Raw genomic sequence first — 20,147 nt, forward strand, 5'->3', positions numbered from 1 at the left:
CTAAGCATCGGTGTTGCGATTCTGCGCACCGGTTCGCGCGCCTGTTGCGCCCATGTCGGGGGTCAGGCGCGACAAGTCAACCATTGGCGCCCGTGTCGGCAAGGCTTTGGTGGCCAATTGCGCCGCAATCGTGGCGGTTTGGCCACGGCCCGGCTCTTAGGACTAGCTCAGCGGCAATGCCTCGATGATCACGAAGGCCTGGGCATAGGGAAAGTCATCGGTGATCGTCAAATGGATTATCGGCTGGTGGCCATCCGGTATCAGCCGGTGAAGCTGACGCTGCGCGCCTCCCGTCAACACCATGGTTGGCGCACCGGAGCGGCTGTTGACGACGCCCATGTCACGCCAAAATACACCGTTTCGCAGCCCGGTTCCAAGCGCCTTCGCGCAGGCTTCCTTGGCAGCAAACCGCTTGGCATAGGAGGCGGCGCGTTGTTTGCGCCGATCTGACTTAGCTTGCTCGATGGGTGTGAACACACGTGTTGTGAAGCGCTGCCCAAACCGCTCCAAAGTGGCTTCCACGCGGCGAATATCGCAAAGGTCGCTGCCCAGCCCGATGATCATCGCAGATCCATCATGGCGTGTCGGCGCGTTCCATCAGCGCCTCTTGTTTTTTGGCGGCCGATTCAGCCCGCGCTGCCCGCGCTTTTTGATACCCAACGACGGTTGCGTAGGTGATGAAGAAACAGGCGACCGCTGCTGTCAGACCAAGCGGCACGCTGCCAACCAGCATCGGTTTGATCACCGGCCAGGTGCGCTCAAAAAAGCCACCGATCGCCTCGAATGTATAGGCGCTTGGGGCGTCGAGTTGTGGCTCGGCATTGCGGTGAACCGGATCACCGAGCATCACCCGGCCAACGCGAAACGTGAACGCCCAAATGAACGGAAAAGTGATCGGATTGCCGACAACCGTTCCAATGATGGCGGAGAAATAGTTGGCGCGCAGCATATAGGCGAGCGCGAACGCCAATACAAAATGCAGGCCGAGAAGCGGCGTGAAAGACACGAACGCGCCAATCGCCACGCCCATCGCGATGGCGTAAGGCGTCGCGTTGACCCGCAAGATCCGTTTGAAAAAATATTGCGCCGATCGCCCAAAGCTGCGCGTCGGCCACGCCATAGCGCGCGTTTTTTCAGCCCAAGACGGTGTGGAGCGGCGTTTGAATAGCATGCGTCTTAGGCCAACCCGCGCGAGCCCGGTTTGGTGGCGGGGATAGCCTTCAAACTGTCCGGCAGTTGGTCGGCTGGGTAGGCCGGTACCTCGTAGTTGGCGAGTGCGACGAGTGGGATGCCAATATCAACCTTGCCTGCCGAGCGATCGATGATGCAGGCACAGCCGACGACTTCTCCGCCCAAGTCTCGAATGCAGGCAGCTGCCTCTCCCACGGAAAGCCCTGTCGTGATGATGTCCTCGACGATCAGCGCACGAGCACCTTTTTCCAACGTGAAACCACGACGTAGTGCAAACTTCCCGTCCTCGCGCTCGACCCACATGTAGGGCACATCCAAATGCCGCGCGGTCTCATAGCCCGGAACGACCGCGCCCATTGCCGGCGCGATGATGCAGTCGATCGGGCCAAGATCGGAGGCTTGAACCTTGGCGGCAAGCGCCCGGCAAAGCCGTTCTGTTTTGGCAGGCGAGCGGTAGACAAGGGCCTTTTGCAAAAAAACGGGGCTGTGCAGACCGGACGAGAGAATAAAGTGGCCATCGAGGATCGCGTCTTCGGAGCGAAAGACGTCCAAGACGTCCTCGTCGCTTAGGATCGGTTCGCTCATCTCTATTGCCCCAACTGCTGGCATGTCAGTTGGGGATGGACTAGCGTTCCGAGCCGCGAAGAGCAAGCAGCCGAATGGGCGAAGGATCGATACCGTCAGCCTTCGGCGCGCGCCGCGCTACTGATCACTGGGCTTGCCCGAAGCTGTGCGATAATCCGATGGAGATGTTTCACGTCACTGACCTGAAGCTCGATCAAGAGGTCATGAAAATCGGGACCGCGGCGGGTCATGATCAGGTTTTCGATATTGCCACTATGATCGGCAATGATGGTGGCCAGCGTTGCCAAAGATCCCGGCTCATTCAGTGCGGTCACGCGTATTTTTGCCTCAAAAAGCTGCGCCTGGCTGGGATCGATGTCCCAGCGCACGTCCAGCCACCGCTCAGGTTGGTTCTCGAACTTCGCCAGTGCCGCCGCATGGATTGGATAGACCGTCACGCCTTCACCCGGCGTGACAATCCCAACGATCCGATCACCGGGAATAGGTGGCTCATCGGTTGAAAACCGAACCGGCATTGCTTTGTCGAGCCCCCGCACAGGCGCGCGCGCGCCATCTTTTGGAGCGTCTTCGCCGGCATGGAACGTGTCGGCTTTCTCGCCTGGAATACGGAACTGCAAGGCCGTCATTTCCGACAGTCCAAACCATCCATCCTCGGCTTTTGGCGCGGGTCCAGGCTCGACATCCTTGGCTTCGGGATGCACTGCCGCCAGGACGGCGCGCGAGGCCAGTTCGCCGCGCCCGACTGACGTGAACACGTCATCGACAGTCTTGTGCGCCAGCTTGTGCAGCGCAGATTCGATTGATGCCGGATCAAACGATTTGCCCGCTCGCTCAAACGCGCGCTGCACAACCTCTTTTCCTAACCCAAGATATTGCCGACGAACTGCTTGCCGCGTTGCCCGACGGATCGCCGCGCGCGCCTTGCCAGTGCGGGCAAACTGTTCCCAAGCGGGTGGGGGAACCTGCGCTCGCGATGTGATGATTTCGACTTGGTTGCCGTTTTTCAGTTCTGTCAGAAGCGGCATCAACTGCCCGTCGATCTTGGCACCGACCGTCGTATCACCAACATCAGTGTGCACCGCATAGGCGAAATCAATGGGGGTTGCGCCGCGCGGAAGGGCAATGACGCGGCCTTTAGGCGTGAAGCAGAACACCTGATCGCGAAAAAGCTCCAGCTTGGTGTTTTCCAGGAACTCCTCGGCGGTGTCGTCGCCGTCAAGCATATCGACGGTATGCCGGATCCAGGCGAAAGCCCGGCTGTCGCGGCGCAGCGCGTCCAATTGCGCGCCACCCATCGTCATGCCGTCCTTGTAAAATCCGTGCCCCGCGATCCCGTACTCGGCCACGGCATGCATGGCATGATCACGGATTTGAAGTTCCACGCGGCGTGAAAACGGCCCGATCACCGTAGTGTGCAGCGACTGATAGTCATTCTGCTTGGGAACCGAAATGTAGTCCTTGAAGCGCTCCGGCACACACTGCCAAGTGGTATGGACGATCCCAAGCGCGCGGTAACAGGCGGCAGGGTTGGCGACGATTATCCTGAACGCATAAAGGTCGGAAAGCTGCTCAAAGGAAAGGCCTTTGCGCAGCATCTTCTGGTAGATCGAATAAGCGCGTTTTTGTCGGCCGGTGACCTCTGAAGCGAGGCCATATTCGCCGAGTTTTGCCTGTACGGTCTCGATGATCGTGCCAATGATGGCGTCCGACTGCTCCATCTGTTCGGCGAGCCTGTCGAGCACCATTTTTCGGTTTTCAGGATCGAGGATTTCAAAGGCGATATCTTCCAGTTCGTCGCGCATCGACTGCATGCCGATACGACCAGCAAGCGGCGCATAGATTTCCATCGTTTCGCGGGCAATGCGCTGGCGCTTGTCTTCACGCATGGCGCCAAGCGTGCGCATATTGTGCAGCCGGTCAGCGAGCTTGACCAACAGCACCCGCACATCATCGGAAATGGCCAGAAAAAGCTTGCGCAGGTTCTCGCCCTGCTTGGCTTCAGAGGTGATGAAATCAAGCTTCTTCAGCTTGGTAAGGCCATCGACCAGCTTACCGATTTCGTGGCCAAACAGCCGATCGATCTCATCGCGCGTCGCCTCGGTGTCTTCGATCGTGTCGTGCAGCAGCGCAACGGCGATGGTTGCATCATCGAGCTTCAGGTCGGTGAGAATTGCCGCCACTTCCAGCGGATGGGAGAAGTACGGGTCACCGGATGCGCGAGTCTGCGTTCCATGGGCGCGCATGGCGTACACATAGGCCTTGTTCAGCAAGGCCTCATCGGCATCGGGGTTGTAGCGCGCCACGCGCTCAACCAACTCGTACTGACGCATCATGGTGTTGGCTCGGATGGGGGCGCTCGGCCCTACCGGTGCGAGCGCGTCACTTGTTGCAGAGTGGCTGGATAAAATCCTGAATGCAAACGCAAAACGCCGGCTTGGTTGACCCGAGCCGGCGTTGCAAAATTAGGGTCGTTCGGGCGGAAAAGCCTACATATCGTCTTTGCGCTCCGGCGGCACGATGCCTTCCAGGCCGGCCAACAGTTCTTCTTCGGTCATGCGTTCGAACGACATGCCTTCATCCGGCGCATCGCCACGGTCGGACGATGAGGCCGCCATGGCTTCCGGCGATGGGATCATCGGAACCACATCGGGCTCAGGCTCATCGACTTCAACCTGTTTCTGCAGGGAATGAATGAGCTGCTCTTCCAGGTCGCCTGGCAGAATGGTTTCGTCCGCGATCTCGCGCAGCGCGACCACGGGGTTCTTATCGCGATCGCGATCGATCGTCAGTTCAGCGCCAGAGGAAATAAGGCGCGCCCGGTGGGCAGCCAAAAGAACAAGGTCAAAGCGATTTTCGACTTTGTCGACGCAATCCTCGACAGTCACACGAGCCATACGGCCCTCCTCAAAAATTTTCGGATTGCTGGACGCTATACGCAGGCTGCGACAGAAACGCAAGCAAAACACGGCCCCACTCTCTTGTGTGATTGCTCTTTTGCGCTTAGCCAAGGATGGGCGTAGATTCTGACGCGCGCCAAGTTTTTTATATCCATTTATAGCTAAGGAGGTGCCTATAATGGCGTCCGATTACCCTTTCGACATGCGTGAACGCGTTGCGTTCTTCGTTGATGGCGCGAATTTCTACCAAACCGCGCGCAATTTGAATATTGATATTGATTATCGCCGCATGCTGACGAGTTTTGTTGGCGAAGCTTACCTGTTGCGCGCGCATTATTACACGGCCATGGCCGACGATCAGGAGTTTTCATCCCTGCGCCCGTTGATCGATTGGCTGGACTATAACGGCTTCCAGATCACAACCAAGGCGATGCGTGAGTTCACCGACAACAATGGCCAACGACGGCGTGTGCGCCCCTCACTGGATGTTGATCTGACCGTCGATGCCATGACGCTTGCTGAGAAGGTCAACCACATCGTTCTGTTCTCTGGCGACGGCAACTACCGCGCGCTAGTTGAGGCGCTGCAGAAAAAAGGCGTCAAAGTGACCGTGGTTTCATCGCTGAAAACCAGCCCTTCAATGGTCTCCGATGAGCTCCGCCGTACCGCCGACCACTTTCTCGATCTGGCAGACCTGACCGAGCGTCTTGGCCGCGACCCCTCCGACCGCCCAGCGCGGCGCGAACGCCCGGATGAACGCCAGGACGAGCGCTACGACGACGATGACTATGACGATTATGATGACTGATCAGCAGGGCGTGGCGGCGGGTTTTCCGGCGAGCAGCGAACCTCCCCTGCCCTGCACGCTGTGCCCACGTCTGCATGAGTTCGTCAATTCCCAGCAGGCTGAGCATCCCGAGTGGCACAATGGGCCGGTCCCGACCTATGGCGATGCGGATGCTGAGCTTCTGATCGCTGGCCTGGCGCCAGGACTTCGCGGCGCTAACCGAACCGGCCGGCCTTTCACCGGCGACTATGCCGGCGATCTGCTTTACGCAACGCTCGGCCAGTATGGATTTGCGCAAGGCACTTATGACGCACGGCCTGACGATGGCGTGACGCTGCACAATGTGGCGATCACCAACGCTGTTCGTTGTGTGCCACCGCAAAACAAACCTGTCGGCGCAGAGATAAGCACCTGCAATGTATTCTTGCGGGAGTTGCTGGCAGGTATGGGCAAGTTGAAGGTCGTAATGGCTCTGGGCCGCATCTCACATGACGCGGTGCTGCGGGCGCTCGACGTCAAGCGATCAGCCCATGCTTTTGGCCACAACGCCGTGCACCGTCTGGAAAACGGGCTCGTCTTGATCGATAGCTACCATTGCTCACGATACAACACGAATACGGGCCGGCTCACCGTGCTGATGTTCGAGGCGGTGTTTGACAGCATCCAGGCCGAGCTGAAGTCCAACTAAGTTAGCCACGCTCGCGCATGAGTCGTGCCTTGTCGCGCTGCCAGTCGCGCGCTTTCTCGGTCTGACGCTTATCGTGGGTCTTCTTGCCTTTCGCCAAAGCGATCTCGATCTTCGCGCGCCCGCGGTCGTTAAAATAGATCTTGGTCGGCACGATGGTCATGCCTTCGCGCTGCGTCGCACCGATCAGACGGTTAATCTGACGGCGGTGGAGCAACAACCTGCGGGGTCGCCGTGCCTCATGATTGAAGCGATTTCCTTGAAGATATTCAGGGATGTAGGAGTTGATGAGATAGATCTCATCGCCCTCTGCGCTCGCATAGCTTTCGGCAATCATCGCCTTGCCCTCGCGCAGGCTTTTCACCTCGGTGCCCGTCAGCTCCAAGCCTGCTTCGAAGGTTTCCACAAATTCATAGTTGAAGCGCGCCTTTCGGTTGTCAGCCACGGTGCGCCGCGGGCCAACTTTCACGCCTTTGTTTTTTGCTGCCATGGCCGATCACATGCGCCTTCGGCGCTAGCTGTTCAAGAGGCCGGCAAAACGCATCGCATCTTGGACTTGCGAGCGCGTGGCTTCTGAAACGGGCACCATCGGCAGACGAACATCGGCCTTGCACTTGCCGAGCATTTCCAGCCCCACTTTCACCGGCGAAGGATTGGTTTCGACAAACAGCGCCGTGTGGAGCGGCATCAGCATATCGTGGATCTCCAGCGCCGTGGCGTAGTCATTGGCGGCACAGGCCGCCTGCATCTGCGCGCAGAGTGCCGGCGCAACATTGGCAGTGACCGAAATGCACCCTTGCCCGCCATGGGCGTTGAACGAGATGGCTGTCGCATCTTCGCCAGACAGTTGAATGAAGTCACGACCGATAACGGCGCGCTGTTCAGAAACGCGCACCAAGTTGGCGGTGGCATCCTTCACGCCGATGATCGCACGCCCATCCTGATGCAGCCGAGCCATCGTCTCCACGCTCATATTAATCACCGAGCGTCCGGGGATGTTGTAAATGATCGTCGGCAGATCAGCGGCAGCGTCGATCGCACGGTAATGGGCGTAAAGCCCTTCTTGGCCTGGCTTATTGTAATAAGGCGTCACGACGAGGATCGCATCGGCGCCGACGCTTTGGGCATGGCGCGCGAAATCGATGGCCTCGGCGGTGTTGTTGGAGCCAGCACCAGCAACCACCGGCACGCGTCCAGCCGCGCGCTTCACAACGCGCTCCACCACAAGTTTGTGTTCGTCATGGGAAAGCGTCGGTGACTCACCCGTCGTGCCAACAGGCACCAGTCCCGACGATCCCTCGTCAATCTGCCAATCCACAATGGCGTCCAGCGCATCATAGTCGACCGCATCACTGTCGAATGGCGTGACAAGCGCCGGAATTGAGCCGCTCAGGGTGAGCATGGCTAAGTCTCCTTCATAGGCAAGAAAGGCCGCCACAAATCTGGGGCAGCCTCAGAAATCATTGGCCGGACATTATGGAGCCAGGGCCGATCCGGCAAGCGCGCACCGCCCAATTGGTGAACCCGTCAACATGGTTGATGGATGGTTGATCGCGCTGCCCTCTCGTTCATTGGCGATCTTCACCTGGTTTTCACCAAGATCGGTGCATGGTGAATCAAATCTTGTCGACGATGACGTCCTTGCCGACGACCGGACTTTTGCCATTTTGTGCATGAGGCTGAGCGTTGTTGGAGTATTCGCGCCGAAAACCTGTTGAAGGAACTGTGCTCCCGTGTCGGTTAACCCGCTGTCCCGTTTCACTTTGCCTGCCATGGCGGTTGTTCTGATCGTTGGCACATTTGGCGTGTCTGAAGCCGCGCAACGTTTCTCGCCGCCCAATCCGGTGGCCCACCCGGCAGGCGCCAGCACGCAGCCTGCCTCTGCATCGGCGTCTTCACCCATAAGTACGGCGCACGCGCTTGCCCGTCAGGCTCAGGCGTCGGTTGCGCCGCTCTTTACGGGCAGCATCGGTGGAAATGCATCGGTGGCAGCTCGTGCCTTAGAACCTATCTCGCAAGCTCTGGCCAATGACCAAGGTCAACGCGCTTACGCCATCGCGCAGGCGATCACCGATCCAGCAACCCGTGACCTAGGGCTCTGGATGATCGCGCGCACGCGCGCCGATGATCTGCCGCTGGAACTGCGCACGGCCTTCCGCGATGCTTTCTCCGGCTGGCCGGGCGCAGGCATCATTGCGCGCCAAACTGACGTCGCAATGATGGAACGGTACGGCAATCAGGTGCCGCCACTTTCCCTTTTTGGCACAGTTGAGGCCCGCACAGCTGAAGCGCGCTTGGCGCAAGCACAAGCGCTTGCCCAGGCCGGACAAACGCAGGATGCCCGCCGCATAGCATCTGATCTGTGGCGCACAGATGTCCTGGAGGATGGCCTGGAAGGCCGCCTGCTTTCCTCACTGGGGAGCATGCTTACGCAAGATGATCACCGATTTCGCGCCCATTGGCTGCTCTATCGCGACCGGGTGACCGGTGCTGAACGCGTTGCGCAATACCTGCCGTCCGCTGACCAGAACTCGGTGGCTGTGCGCGGACGGGCGATCCGCGACGGCGCTAGCGCGCGCGATCTTGTGCGAAGGGCACATGAAGCCAATCCGGGCGATATACACATCACCTATGAACTCGCGCGACTCTATCGCCGCGCCGACCAGCCACGCGAAGCGGCCCGTTTGTTGCGCTCGGTGCGCCAATCTGGCGATGCGCTGGTGCGGCCGGATGTTTGGTGGCGCGAACGCCATATCGTGGCGCGTGATCTGATTGAGACCCGCCAGCCGGAGGGTGCCTATCAACTAACCACTGCGCCAACCGGATCAAGCGCCGGCGATGAAGCACAACGCGCCTTCCTTGCCGGATGGATCTCGCTGCGTTTTCTGAGCAATCCGCAGCAGGCTGAACCGCATTTCCGACAGATCCTTGAGATCGGTACAACGCCCATCACGCGAGCGCGCGGCTATTACTGGCTTGGCAGAACCCTCTCAGCGCGTGGCGATACAACCGGCGCGAACCAGGCCTACGCGCAAGCCATGAGCTATGGCGAAACCTTCTATGGTCAGGCAGCTTCCACCATCACTGGACTGCCAATCCGCTTTGAACAGGTCCCGCTCGCGCAGACGCCAGGCCATGCCTACTTCTCTTATGCCGATGCGCTTTACACGCTCCATCGACGCACGGATGCCAGGCTTTTCCTTTATTCCTTGGCACGTAACGGCGCGAGCCCAGCAGAGATTGCGGGTCTCGCAGCGCTTGCCTCGCGCCATGGTGATGCGACAAGTGTTGTACAGCTCGGCAAGATCGGCGCCCGGCGCCACCGCTCGCTTGCATTGCTTGGGTATCCGACCGGCGCTTTCCCTCAAGATGCCCGCATTCCAGATCGCCTGCCGCAAGAGGTTGCCTATGCCATTTCCAGGCAGGAAAGCGGGTTTGATGCCCGCGCCCGAAGCCGTGCCGGAGCACTCGGCCTGATGCAGCTGATGCCCGAAACGGCGCGGCGGATTGCCCGCGACGTTGGCGTATCACACTCAACCGCCCGCCTCACCTCCGACCCTGCCCACAATGTCACGCTCGGCGCCTACCATTTGGATGAGCTGATTGCCGAGTATAACGGGTCCTACATCCTGACCTTTATTGCCTACAATGCCGGGCCGCGCCGCGTGCCACAATGGATCGAGCGTTTCGGCGATCCGCGCTCTGGCCAGATCGATGTGATCGACTGGATTGAACTCATTCCCTTCTCTGAGACACGCAGCTATGTGCAGCGCGTGTTGGAGAACATCTTCGTTTACCAGCAAATCACTGCCAATGGCTGACGCCCTCTCTGGTGTCACTCACCGAACGGTCCTTGCCAGCGACGGCTTGAAGCTTGCGGTCGAGGATGCTGGTCCACGCCATAGCGGCGGGCGCGCGCCCTTGCTCTGCTTGGCCGGATTGACGCGAACCAAGCGCGATTTTCATGATCTGCGCGACCATTTTGCCTTTCACCCAGACAGACCGCGCCGCGTCGTTGCCCTCGACACGCGCGGACGCGGCGAGTCCGATCATGCAGCTGATGTCAGCGACTACACCGTCCAGCGCGAGGCGGACGATGCCGCACAAGTTGCGTGTGCGCTCGGCGTGCACAACGCAGTCATTGTCGGCACATCGCGCGGTGGGATCCTGGCCATGATCCTTGCGCTCACGCGTCCAGGCATGATGGCCGGCAGCGTGCTCAATGATATCGGCCCACGGATTGCTGGTGCCGGGTTGGCGCGCCTGAAACGGCAACTCCCAGCCTCGACGCTGCCATCGTCTTGGGAAGAGGCCGGCGCCCGTGTGAAGGCCAGCCTTCAAGCACAGTTTCCGGCCTTCTCCGACGAAGATTGGAGACAGCATGCCCGCCTGACCTTTGCCGATAAGGGTGGCCAACCTGCCCTCGCCTATGACCCAAAATTACTTGAGCCGCTTTCGGCCGTGCCCGACGGCCTACCGTTTCTTGATCTGTCAGGTCCGTTCAAGGCATTGGTCACACGACCAATGCTGATGCTGCACGGGGAGCACTCAGATCTGCTTGATGAAGCAATTTTGGCTGATGCCGTCGCGATGGGCGCCCAGGCCCATACATTCGCAGGTCAAGGCCACGCGCCGAGATTGCGCGGCGACGCGCTATCGACGATCGACGATTTCTTGGCCAAGCAGGGGTTCTAAGGCAGAAGGCGCGCTACTTCTTTTTGCGCGAGGACGTTTCAACTTCGCCCTTGTCAACGCGCTTGGCAAAGTCGGTCTCGCCACCTTCGGCCAACACACTGGCCTGGCCGATCCAATCTTCGCGCTCGATCCGGCCCATAAAGGCGAGGAATGTGCCGACCCATCGCGCCTCGGACGCCGACCAGCCCGCGATCTGATCAAAATGGTAGATGCCTAGATCATTGAGTTTGCCCTCATTGACCTTGCCGATGCCCTTGATGCGCTGGAGATTGTCCTTGCTGCCGCCTCGCGGTGCATCGAGCCCAGTCGGTCTTGTCCCGACCGCATTGGCTTTATCTTCGTTGCTCGCATCGGCCGGAAGGGCAGCCAAAGCATCCTCAACGGCTTTGTCGTCCATGACGTGCGGCTCAACCATTGTCGGCCCGTCAGCAGCGATCGTCTCGACCACGTCTTCGACCTTATGGGAGGCATCCGCGATTGCATGCTCGGCTTCTTCAACAACGTTTTCAGCTTCTTTTTCCAACGCTTGTGTCCGCGCGGCGACGGTGGCGGCAGCGGCGGCAGCCGCAGATTCGGCGGGGGTCCGGCGCTTCTTGGATTCGGGCTCAGACGTTTCGGCACCGGCTGTTTGTCCTGCTGTCGCGGCAGCGCCATAAACTGGGCCGCCGGAAAGGAAGCGTTTCAGCAAGCAACCGACGATGGCACCAAGGATGAAGGCGGCGAGAACAAGAAGCGCCGTATGGAGAACAAGGTAGAACATGTTTGTCCCCTACCCGCGTGTATCGCTGGATGAACCGGAAGTGAACCAGCCGGTGGCAACGCCGATCACAAAGGCGATCAGGAGGAACAGCCAGAGCTGGGTGATGAGATAGTACATGGACCTGCCTGTTTGCGTTGTCCCGCGATAGCCGCGGCATCACTTAACGTTGAACGGTGAACTCGATGCGACGGTTGAGCGCCCGGCCCTCGTCGGTCCCATTGTCGGCGATCGGCTCGCTTTCGCCAAACCCCACCGCCAGTAAACGCTCTTCGGGGATGCCGGCGTCGACCACATAATCGCGCACCGCCATGGCGCGCCCCTGGGAGAGGCGCATGTTCGGGATGCTGTCGCCCTGGGAATCGGTATGCCCGCCAATCAAGACAGAGGCGTCTGGGCAGCTTTGGAGCGTGCGCACCAAACGGTCAAGCAGTCCATCGGACTGCCGATCTATTGCTGCGCTGCCGGTTTCAAAACGGATTGTGTTGGCGGAAAGCAGCGCGCCAAACCTCGCCTGACAGGTTTCCGCATCGACGGCTGGCGGCGGCGGCGCAAGCCCAATGTCGGCGGTGAAATCGAAACCCGATGATCCAGCGGACAAGACCTGTTGGGCTACGCGGTCCGCTAGGCTTTCGTAAAACGCCCCGCCGGAAAGCCTTGCCTCGGTATCGCTGATGTCGAAGCTGCCATTGGCAAGACGCGCTAGGCCGCTTAAGCCAGCTTGCACCATCGTAAGAAAACCATCCGGCCCGCCATCGGCGATGACCAGCTCATTCGTCACGGCATAACCCGGAAACAGGTCAGTAGCGCTGGTCACTATCGTGTCACGAGCATCGCCGGTGGGCGCAAAGCCTTGAAGCAAAAGACTTTCGTCCGACGTTTGCGTCGAAAACGTGAAGGGTGTCGCCGGGCCCGGCACGATGTCGGTCTCGACCGATAGGGCATTATTAGCGAGCTCCAACAATGCGGTTTCGGCCTCACTGGCACCCGAAAAGTTCGCCGCAGTGCCGCTGACAGCAAGACTGTTTGCGGTCATAGTGGCGGTGCCGTCGATCATATCATCGAAAACAGTGGCAATGGACGAAAAGACATCGCCAACCTCAACACCGTCGGGTGCGCCTCGCGCAACGACCGAGGTATCTCTCGCATCTCCGCCGATTGCGTCCAAGATCACCGCGCGGGCTGTTTCATCGGGAAGGACGCCAGTGAGTGTGTATCCATCACTATCTCTGGCGAGCGAGGTGATGAATGGATCGGCGATCGGTGGCGCAATGCGGCCTGAGAGGCTGTCAAACCCTGTTGGAAGCGAGCCCAAGAATGCGTTGGCGGCATTGTAGGCGTCGCTGTCAGCTGCCTCGCCAGCCAAGGTCAAATCACGATCCGTGATGGAGGCAGAGGTATTGTCCAAGCCTTCCATTTGGGCAAGCAAGGCAAGGGCCGCGTCGGGGAACCCGTCCGGCGCGCCAAACCCGATCTCCATGGTGTCGGTGACGGCGCCAAAGGGTTCTGCCGCATTGATGACGGCGGCGCGTGTCGCATCATCGGGAACGAAACCTGAGAGCGTCACGCCACCATCTGTGGCTTCGGCGCTCCATGTGTAGGGCGAAACAATTGGTGGATTGAGCGCGATCTCGCCAAGGGTGAGCGCTGCGGGAGGCGCAGCCAAACGCTCAAGCTCGGCATGGTAACCAACAACAGTGGCTGCATCACCGGTCAGAGAAAGCATTGATCCATCGAGGGTGACCGTTCCCGACTCAAGAACCGGTAGCCCAGCAATTGCGAAGCTCGCTAATTCGTCAAAACCAACAGGCGCGCCGCGTGCGAGCACCGTTTCATCGACAAGCGTCTTATCGCCAATCAATGCGCGCATACCGTCCAACAGCGAGGCGCGCATGACGCCGTCTGGGAAGGAACCTGATACCGTAGCGCTTTGGCCATCGACGGCTAGAGTTAGGGTATACGGATCAGCGAGCGGAAGCACCTCGAGGCCAGAACTATCGATGCGATAGACGCCGGCAACCCGTTCAATCGCCGCCAGCGCCGCGGTTTGAGCCGCGAGCGTCGGTGCAGTCCCGGAAAGCGTTGCATCTCGACCATCGAGCGTTGCCGATGCCCAGGGTGTGCCATCGGCCTCCAGCATTTGCAGGGAACGCGCAGTGAGATCGGCCTCGATTGGCCCGCCACGCACCAACACGGCAATCGCCGTCAAAACGATAAGGGTCAGCAATCCCGGGAGAAGCCAGCCGCGCCAATTGCACATGGTGATAGTGTTTCCCGCCTTGTCCTAACCCAGCGACAGAAAAGCCGGTTTTTGGGAGTGAAGCAAGGGCGCGCGCGTGCCCCTGGTTAAAGCCAGGGAATGACGCGAGTTTGCACAGGCTCCTAAGCCTGTCTCCCCCGCGGCCGGCGGCCATCCCGGAACTGCCGCTGCATGTCATATGCAGATCCCGGCTAAGGCCGGGATGATCTCCATTGGAGTACTCGAGAAGGTCGATACAAACGCAAAAGGGCCCGGCGATTGCCGGGCCCTTCCGATGTAATTTCTAAGTCTGTGCGGGCAAACCCGCTTTCAGATTAGAAAGAACGGGTGATGCGGAACGTTGCACCGAACTCGTCGTCGCGATCCGTCGTCCCAGCAGGTGCGAAAGCGGTCAGAACACCGTTTGCATTGACAGTTGCACCAGACAAATCGCTGTTGTCGAAAGTGGTGTAACCAACACCGGCACGGAACTCGAGCCCGGCAACTGGAACGTAAGCAAGTGAACCACGAACCGCCATCACATCGACGTCAACGTCGCCAACGGCGCCGCCAAAGTCGTGATCGATCGACGCGTAATAGGCGTCAAATTCCAGATCAAGCATAGAGGTGAGGCCAAACTCGAAGCCTGCGCCCAATGCATATGCTGTCGTGGTGTTGATCGAACCAGTACCAGTCACGACGGCGTCGAAGCCCCATGCACCAGCGCCTGCGTAACCAAGAGCGCCATCAGTGTAGATACCGAAAACACCAAAGTTCGAGTCATAACCAACTGGCAAATTGAACTCAGCACTTGCACCAAGTGCCCAGCCAAATTCGTTGTCAACAGCAACCGCAGCCGGTGCGATGATGTCGTTGGGGTCGACTTCCGTTACTGCAGCCGAAAGCTTGGCAGAACCCCAAGCCTGATCAACACGAACTGCGACGACCACGTCTGGCATCGACTCATCGGAGTCAGCTGCGCCAACTGGGCCAAAAGTCAGACCAGCAGTGGTAACGCCATCACCAATGATACCGGCATTACGATTCTGGCCTTCTTCGAGAGAAGCCATGAGGGTAACGCCATTGCCAACGCCATAGGCGTAACCAATCATGCCCAAGTCGGTCGAACCACCATCAGGGGCACCAACAGGACCGAGAGCATAATCGGTGTAGACCATGTCAAAGAACGAGTCGGTATAACCAGCGGTCAAACCACCGACCTGGACGAAAGCTTTCTGCAGGAGAACACCACCGTCTCCATTGTTGCCGCCAGTGCTGTCAATGCGGATGAAACCACGAAGCAAGCCCCATTCCGTCATCGTGCGAGCATCAAAGTTCAGCTCAGCGATACCTTCGAAGTTGTACTCATCGTCGAGAAGCGCTGTGCCAGCACCATCCAAACCATTATTTGGAACAATGTCGCTGTGGAACTCAGCTTGGAAGCGAGCAAAACCTGAGATGTCGAAGCAGACATCAGAACCAGGAAGGATGAAACCGGTGAAAGAACCGATCGAGCAGATCTGCACGTAGTCGACAGCCGGTGCAACCGGCAGGCCGAGGTCGGCAGCTTGAGCCCCGGTGGTTGCAACAACAGCTGCAGCCGAACCAAGGAGAAGGCGTTTTGCCAAAGTCATAAGAGACCTCCAAATCATCAAACAAAAGATCAGTGCGTGTCAGACCACATCTGATCCAGCTAAGCCTGTTTGGGATGCGGGAGCTTTAGAAGCGAAACCAAAAACAACCAAAACAGGCCGAGTCGGGCGAACCCTTCTCGTGGACCATGCCTATCAAACGGTTTTGCCCATGCAAGCGACAAGTGTGGCGATTGGCTAGCTGGTGATGTGATTGGCGGATTGTGTTGCACGGATGCCACGGTGTGGCGCTTGGGTGGCTGTGAATGGTTAAGCGGCGGTTAAGGTGATGTGGCCCGAAGCACCCCGAACTATCGAGGTCTGTCCTCCCGTCTTAAGGCCAGGATCCGCAACCTGAGCATCGCCAAAAGATCCTGGATCGAACGTGACCGTTCATCCGGGAAGACGCTTTATAGAACGACAAGGTGAGTGCTGGCAGGGTGCTCTTGAGTTCTTGTTTGAATCGTTGGTGCAGGCGGAACGCGTCAGAGCTTGATCCCTGGATCATGTCCGGGAATGACGTCCTGTGTTGGTGCTAGAGCTTTAGCGACTGGATGGCCTGGTCGAGCCCGGCCACGACGAGTCCGTTTGAACGCGCTTGAATATTGCAGCGCGGCATGGGAGAGACAGCGCCACCTGTTCCCAGCCAATCTGGCGACATTCTAATAGGGGAGCGCGATGCGCAAGATTTATGACACGGCGGACAGCGCCCTGGACGGGTTGCTGGAAGATGGCATGTTAATCGCCGCTGGCGGCTTTGGCCTCTGCGGTATTCCGGAGCTTCTGATCGACGCGCTAGTAAAGAGCGGCGTCAAAGATCTCACCATCGCCTCCAACAATTGCGGTGTGGACGGTTTTGGCCTCGGCAAGCTGCTCGATACCCGCCAGATCAAAACGATGATGTCCTCCTATGTCGGTGAGAATGATGAGTTCATGCGCCAATATCTGGCCAAAGAACTGGAGATCGAATTCAACCCTCAGGGCACCTTAGCAGAGCGCATGCGCGCTGGAGGCGCTGGCATTCCTGGCTTTTATACCAAAACCGGTGTCGGCACGGTGATCGCCGAAGGCAAGGAACACAAAGACTTCGACGGCGAGACCTACATCATGGAAAGAGGCATCTTTGCTGATCTTGCCATCGTGAAAGCCTGGAAAGCCGATGAAACCGGCAACGCAATCTTCCGCAAGACCGCGCGCAACTTCAACCAACCTGCTGCGACATGCGGCAAAGTCTGTGTGATGGAAGTCGAAGAGATCGTGCCAACCGGTTCCCTGGACCCCGATGCGATTCATCTGCCTGGCATCTATGTGCACCGCCTCATTCAAGGCGAGCATGAAAAACGTATCGAACAACGCACTGTGCGCGCGGCTTAGGGGACAGAACTATGTGGGATCGTAACCAGATGGCTGCCCGCGCAGCGCAAGAACTTGAAGATGGTATGTATGTGAACCTCGGCATCGGCATTCCGACACTGGTGGCAAATTACATTCCCGACGGCGTAGATGTGACGCTGCAATCAGAAAACGGCATGCTGGGCATGGGGCCCTTCCCGCTTGAGGGCGAGGAGGACGCCGATCTAATCAATGCCGGCAAGCAGACGATCACCGAGCTTGATCGCACCGCTTATTTCGATTCAGCACAAAGCTTTGCCATGATCCGCGGTGGTAAGATTGCCATGGCGATCCTCGGCGCCATGGAGGTGGCCGAAAATGGTGATCTTGCCAACTGGATGATCCCAGGGAAGTTGATCAAAGGCATGGGCGGCGCGATGGACCTCGTCGCCGGCGTCGGCCGCGTGATCGTCGTCATGGATCACACCAACAAAAAAGGCGAATCGAAGCTTCTCAAAGCGTGCACCCTGCCGCTCACGGGCAAGGGCGTTGTCGACCGGATCATTACGAATCTTGGCGTGATGGATGTGGTCGATGGCGGCTTAACGATTGTCGAATGCGCGCCTGGCGTGAGCGAAGAGGAGATTAGGGCGGCAACGCAGGCAGCTATTGTTTGAGATCCTAATCGGGTCCTGTTTGAGTTCACTGCTATTGCAATAGACGAAGAGGCCGGTCACCCATGGTGACCGGCCTTCTGTTTTGGGAAAAAACTTGTGAAGCAGATCACACCTATCCTGTTGAGCGGTGGCGCGGGCACACGGCTGTGGCCGGTTTCTCGAAAGGCGCTGCCGAAGCAATTTGCGCAGCTCATTGGCGATGAGAGCCTGTTTGTCGGTGCTGCCCGGCGTTTCGCCGAGCTTGGCATGCAAGCTCCTATGGTCGTCACCAGCGAGGCTTATCGGTTTCTGGTCCGCGACCAGTTAATCGAGGCCGGCGTAAAAGCAGGTCCTGTTCTTATCGAGCCTGATGGCCGCAACACCGCGCCCGCGATACTGTCGGCTGCTTTGGTGGCTGCGGAGACCGATCCAGAAGCGCTGCTCTTGGCCTCGCCGTCCGACCACCTCGTGACCGACACGCCAGGCCTCGGCAAGGCCATCGCACGCGGCGTTGAGGCCGCACGGTCCGGCGCAATCGTAACCTTTGGCATTGCACCCACGCGGCCGGAAACCGGCTATGGGTATCTGGAGTTGGCGGCAATGTCGGACGGTGATGCCGCTACACCGCTTGTCAGGTTCACAGAAAAACCCGACGCGCAGACCGCCCTCTCCATGATCGCGAGCGGCCGCTATCTTTGGAACGCTGGGATCTTTCTTTTTCGCGCCAACGTTTTGATTGATGCCTTTGCCACACATGCGCCGGAAGTGCTCGACCATGTGCGTGCTGCGGTCCGCGATCGCCAACGCGACCTCGGTTTTGAACGCCTGGCTGCCGAGCCATGGGCCGAACTCGACAGCATCTCCGTCGACTATGCGATCATGGAGAAGATCGATCACGCGATGGTGGTGCCTTATCGCGGCGGTTGGACGGATCTGGGCGATTGGGACGCCCTGTGGCGTGAGAGTTCCAGCGATGGGACCGGAGTGGTGATGGTTGGTGACGCGGTGGCGTTGGACTGCCAGTCGAGCTATCTGCGCTCGGACACCGATGATGTCGCGATTGTCGGCATTGGGCTTGAGAACGTCATGGTGGTAGCGACCGGCGATGCAGTGCTTGTGGCCGACAAATCCAAGGCCCAATCGGTGAAAGTCGCCGTCGAGGCGTTGACGAAGTCGGGCCACAAACAGGCTGAGGCGTTTCCGCGCGATCACCGCCCCTGGGGCTGGTACGATGTGCTGGCGCTTTCCGACCGGTTTCAGGTCAAGCGTATCGTCGTCAATCCTGGCGCTGCGCTTTCACTGCAAAGCCATGTGCATCGCGCCGAGCACTGGATTGTCGTGTCGGGCACAGCACGCGTGACGATCGATGACGATGTGCAGTTGGTAGCCGAGAACGAGTCAGTCTATGTGCCGCTTGGCGCCAAACATCAGTTGGAGAACCCAGGCAAGGTGCCCATGGTGCTGATCGAAGTTCAAAGCGGAACTTATCTCGGCGAAGACGACATCGTCCGTCACAACGACCCTTATCAGCGCCCCTAATCCCGCCCCTCTGAACCCTGGGAAAACAACCCAAAACGCAAAATACAATCGTTTGTATTGATTTGTCAGCGAGAATGCGCTTTCCTTTCTTTCAAAGGGCAAAAGCCCGCAAATGGGAGGACCATCATGACCCGCACTCTTAGCCTGGCGCTGACCGCATCGGCATTTGCCCTTGCGCTCGCTGCACCCGTAGCCGCGCAGGATGCCTGTTTGGCAACCGCCGAAGATCTTCATCTGAGCGATGCGCAATTGGCCGACGTTGCAGACCGCGATCTAACCTTCGGGTTTCTCACCAACAACATTTCTGACGATTTCAGCCGCACACTGGTCGCCGGCGGAGAGGCTTACGCAGAAGAGATCGGCGTGGAGCTTATCGTCAACAACGCTGATTTCGACGCCAACACCCAGCTTTCGCAATTTGATGCGCTTCTTCAGCGCCAGGTCGACGGGATCTTCCTGACAGCCGTGGACGCCAGCTCCATCGGCCAGGCGGTGAACCGCGCCAATCGCGATGACATCCCCGTCTTCATTGTCGGTGGAGCGCCTGCGCGCGGCGAGGTGATTTCGGTGATGAACGCCTCGTCGTACCAAGGATCGTTTGATGCCGGGTCAGCGATGATGGAGGCTATCGGCGAGGCCAACGCGCAGGTTGCGATCCTCGGCATTCCCTTTGCCCTGCAAACCATCCGCGACCGTGAAAAAGGCATCTTGGACGCCGTTGGCGCGGCCGGTGGCCAGGTCATTTCGATGCAGTCTGATTTCAGCCAAGACCGCCTGCTGGAGCTGGCAACCAATGTCATCCAAGCCAACCCAGACCTGAAAGGCATCTTTGCGACGTGGAGCCTGGCCGTGAACGCCGCCACCGAGGCTGTGGAACAGTCAGGCCGCGATATCGTGATCGCCGGCTATGACTCTGAAGTTCCAGGCTATGTGGAACTTGCCAGCGGCGACACCAACATTGTTGCCCTGTCGGGACAGCAGGCCGCCTTGCAAGGGCGCGCAGCCGTTGAAGGCTTGGTTCAATCGATCATGGGCGCTGAGCTGTGCGATGAAATCATCACGCCTAATCTCCTCGTAACCGCCGACAATTTCGAAGAGAGCTGGTCCATCCAATATCCAGGTGCCGAACAGCCCTGGTGACCCCATCCCTCCC

18 protein-coding genes are annotated in these 20,147 nt (G+C 58.9%); 8 read left to right on the forward strand and 10 right to left on the reverse strand.

Annotated features, from left to right (window positions below; translation table 11 throughout):
- Window positions 1-162: 162 nt before the first annotated feature.
- From JJ917_05695 to JJ917_05715, 5 genes are all read right to left on the reverse strand, one after another.
- Window positions 163-564, reverse strand: coding sequence for a holo-ACP synthase (locus JJ917_05695; protein MBO6698306.1), 402 nt, complete (start codon window positions 562-564; stop codon window positions 163-165).
- Between the two features lie 10 nt (window positions 565-574).
- Window positions 575-1,171, reverse strand: a complete 597-nt coding sequence (locus tag JJ917_05700) for a DUF2062 domain-containing protein (GenBank protein ID MBO6698307.1) — start codon at window positions 1,169-1,171, stop codon at window positions 575-577.
- A gap of 5 nt (window positions 1,172-1,176) precedes the next feature.
- Window positions 1,177-1,776, reverse strand: coding sequence for an orotate phosphoribosyltransferase (locus tag JJ917_05705; protein ID MBO6698308.1), 600 nt, complete (start codon window positions 1,774-1,776; stop codon window positions 1,177-1,179).
- Window positions 1,777-1,871: 95 nt separating this feature from the next.
- Window positions 1,872-4,109 carry a bifunctional (p)ppGpp synthetase/guanosine-3',5'-bis(diphosphate) 3'-pyrophosphohydrolase gene (locus JJ917_05710; GenBank protein MBO6698309.1) on the reverse strand — a complete coding sequence of 746 codons (2,238 nt, stop codon included), beginning with the start codon at window positions 4,107-4,109 and terminating at the stop codon, window positions 1,872-1,874.
- A gap of 153 nt (window positions 4,110-4,262) precedes the next feature.
- Window positions 4,263-4,670, reverse strand: a complete 408-nt coding sequence (locus JJ917_05715) for a DNA-directed RNA polymerase subunit omega (GenBank protein MBO6698310.1) — start codon at window positions 4,668-4,670, stop codon at window positions 4,263-4,265.
- Between the two features lie 181 nt (window positions 4,671-4,851).
- Here JJ917_05715 and JJ917_05720 point away from each other — a divergent pair, with 181 nt between their 5' ends.
- Window positions 4,852-5,481 (forward strand): NYN domain-containing protein, encoded by a 630-nt coding sequence (locus JJ917_05720; GenBank protein ID MBO6698311.1) that lies wholly within the window; start codon window positions 4,852-4,854, stop codon window positions 5,479-5,481.
- Window positions 5,462-6,148, forward strand: a complete 687-nt coding sequence (locus tag JJ917_05725; protein ID MBO6698312.1) for a uracil-DNA glycosylase — start codon at window positions 5,462-5,464, stop codon at window positions 6,146-6,148. Before JJ917_05720 ends, JJ917_05725 begins: the two co-directional genes overlap by 20 nt.
- Window position 6,149: 1 nt before the next feature.
- Here the strand turns inward: JJ917_05725 and smpB are convergent, their stop codons facing one another.
- Both smpB and JJ917_05735 read right to left on the reverse strand, forming a co-directional pair.
- On the reverse strand, window positions 6,150-6,635 hold the full coding sequence (gene smpB / locus JJ917_05730; protein MBO6698313.1) for an SsrA-binding protein SmpB: 486 nt from the start codon (window positions 6,633-6,635) through the stop codon (window positions 6,150-6,152).
- Window positions 6,636-6,659: 24 nt separating this feature from the next.
- Complete coding sequence (locus JJ917_05735) at window positions 6,660-7,547, reverse strand: 4-hydroxy-tetrahydrodipicolinate synthase (GenBank protein MBO6698314.1); 888 nt, start codon at window positions 7,545-7,547, stop codon at window positions 6,660-6,662.
- A gap of 331 nt (window positions 7,548-7,878) precedes the next feature.
- Between JJ917_05735 and JJ917_05740 the strand changes: the two genes are divergently transcribed.
- Window positions 7,879-9,966 carry a lytic transglycosylase domain-containing protein gene (locus tag JJ917_05740; protein ID MBO6698315.1) on the forward strand — a complete coding sequence of 696 codons (2,088 nt, stop codon included), beginning with the start codon at window positions 7,879-7,881 and terminating at the stop codon, window positions 9,964-9,966.
- Window positions 9,959-10,840, forward strand: a complete 882-nt coding sequence (locus tag JJ917_05745) for an alpha/beta hydrolase (GenBank protein MBO6698316.1) — start codon at window positions 9,959-9,961, stop codon at window positions 10,838-10,840. Before JJ917_05740 ends, JJ917_05745 begins: the two co-directional genes overlap by 8 nt.
- Window positions 10,841-10,853: 13 nt before the next feature.
- On the opposite strand, the gene JJ917_05750 is transcribed toward JJ917_05745, so the two are convergent.
- From JJ917_05750 to JJ917_05760, 3 genes are all read right to left on the reverse strand, one after another.
- Window positions 10,854-11,600, reverse strand: coding sequence for a hypothetical protein (locus JJ917_05750; GenBank protein ID MBO6698317.1), 747 nt, complete (start codon window positions 11,598-11,600; stop codon window positions 10,854-10,856).
- Between the two features lie 160 nt (window positions 11,601-11,760).
- Window positions 11,761-13,857 carry an OmpA family protein gene (locus tag JJ917_05755; GenBank protein MBO6698318.1) on the reverse strand — a complete coding sequence of 699 codons (2,097 nt, stop codon included), beginning with the start codon at window positions 13,855-13,857 and terminating at the stop codon, window positions 11,761-11,763.
- A 314-nt stretch (window positions 13,858-14,171) separates the two neighbouring features.
- Window positions 14,172-15,470, reverse strand: a complete 1,299-nt coding sequence (locus JJ917_05760) for a porin (protein MBO6698319.1) — start codon at window positions 15,468-15,470, stop codon at window positions 14,172-14,174.
- Window positions 15,471-16,145: 675 nt separating this feature from the next.
- On the opposite strand from JJ917_05760, the gene JJ917_05765 reads away from it, so the two are divergent.
- The 4 genes from JJ917_05765 (at window position 16,146) to JJ917_05780 (ending at window position 20,134) form a co-directional block, all read left to right on the forward strand.
- Window positions 16,146-16,841 carry a CoA transferase subunit A gene (locus JJ917_05765; GenBank protein ID MBO6698320.1) on the forward strand — a complete coding sequence of 232 codons (696 nt, stop codon included), beginning with the start codon at window positions 16,146-16,148 and terminating at the stop codon, window positions 16,839-16,841.
- A gap of 11 nt (window positions 16,842-16,852) precedes the next feature.
- Window positions 16,853-17,476, forward strand: coding sequence for a CoA transferase subunit B (locus JJ917_05770; GenBank protein ID MBO6698321.1), 624 nt, complete (start codon window positions 16,853-16,855; stop codon window positions 17,474-17,476).
- A gap of 96 nt (window positions 17,477-17,572) precedes the next feature.
- A complete protein-coding gene (locus tag JJ917_05775) occupies window positions 17,573-18,994 on the forward strand; it encodes a mannose-1-phosphate guanylyltransferase/mannose-6-phosphate isomerase (GenBank protein MBO6698322.1) in 1,422 nt (473 codons plus the stop codon).
- A gap of 126 nt (window positions 18,995-19,120) precedes the next feature.
- On the forward strand, window positions 19,121-20,134 hold the full coding sequence (locus JJ917_05780; GenBank protein MBO6698323.1) for a sugar ABC transporter substrate-binding protein: 1,014 nt from the start codon (window positions 19,121-19,123) through the stop codon (window positions 20,132-20,134).
- The last annotated feature ends 13 nt before the right edge of the window (window positions 20,135-20,147 follow it).

This window comes from Hyphomicrobiales bacterium (assembly GCA_017642935.1).
Taxonomy (GTDB): Bacteria; Pseudomonadota; Alphaproteobacteria; order Rhizobiales; family MH13; genus MH13.

Bases quoted from the DNA above. Each gene is read 5' to 3' on its own strand.
- JJ917_05695 (MBO6698306.1), bottom strand. From the start codon at position 564: ATGATCATCGGGCTGGGCAGCGACCTTTGCGATATTCGCCGCGTGGAA.
- JJ917_05700 (MBO6698307.1), bottom strand. From the start codon at position 1,171: ATGCTATTCAAACGCCGCTCCACACCGTCTTGGGCTGAAAAAACGCGC.
- JJ917_05705 (MBO6698308.1), bottom strand. From the start codon at position 1,776: ATGAGCGAACCGATCCTAAGCGACGAGGACGTCTTGGACGTCTTTCGC.
- JJ917_05710 (MBO6698309.1), bottom strand. From the start codon at position 4,109: ATGATGCGTCAGTACGAGTTGGTTGAGCGCGTGGCGCGCTACAACCCC.
- JJ917_05715 (MBO6698310.1), bottom strand. From the start codon at position 4,670: ATGGCTCGTGTGACTGTCGAGGATTGCGTCGACAAAGTCGAAAATCGC.
- JJ917_05720 (MBO6698311.1), top strand. From the start codon at position 4,852: ATGGCGTCCGATTACCCTTTCGACATGCGTGAACGCGTTGCGTTCTTC.
- JJ917_05725 (MBO6698312.1), top strand. From the start codon at position 5,462: ATGACGATTATGATGACTGATCAGCAGGGCGTGGCGGCGGGTTTTCCG.
- smpB (MBO6698313.1), bottom strand. From the start codon at position 6,635: ATGGCAGCAAAAAACAAAGGCGTGAAAGTTGGCCCGCGGCGCACCGTG.
- JJ917_05735 (MBO6698314.1), bottom strand. From the start codon at position 7,547: ATGCTCACCCTGAGCGGCTCAATTCCGGCGCTTGTCACGCCATTCGAC.
- JJ917_05745 (MBO6698316.1), top strand. From the start codon at position 9,959: ATGGCTGACGCCCTCTCTGGTGTCACTCACCGAACGGTCCTTGCCAGC.
- JJ917_05750 (MBO6698317.1), bottom strand. From the start codon at position 11,600: ATGTTCTACCTTGTTCTCCATACGGCGCTTCTTGTTCTCGCCGCCTTC.
- JJ917_05755 (MBO6698318.1), bottom strand. From the start codon at position 13,857: ATGTGCAATTGGCGCGGCTGGCTTCTCCCGGGATTGCTGACCCTTATC.
- JJ917_05760 (MBO6698319.1), bottom strand. From the start codon at position 15,470: ATGACTTTGGCAAAACGCCTTCTCCTTGGTTCGGCTGCAGCTGTTGTT.
- JJ917_05765 (MBO6698320.1), top strand. From the start codon at position 16,146: ATGCGCAAGATTTATGACACGGCGGACAGCGCCCTGGACGGGTTGCTG.
- JJ917_05770 (MBO6698321.1), top strand. From the start codon at position 16,853: ATGTGGGATCGTAACCAGATGGCTGCCCGCGCAGCGCAAGAACTTGAA.
- JJ917_05780 (MBO6698323.1), top strand. From the start codon at position 19,121: ATGACCCGCACTCTTAGCCTGGCGCTGACCGCATCGGCATTTGCCCTT.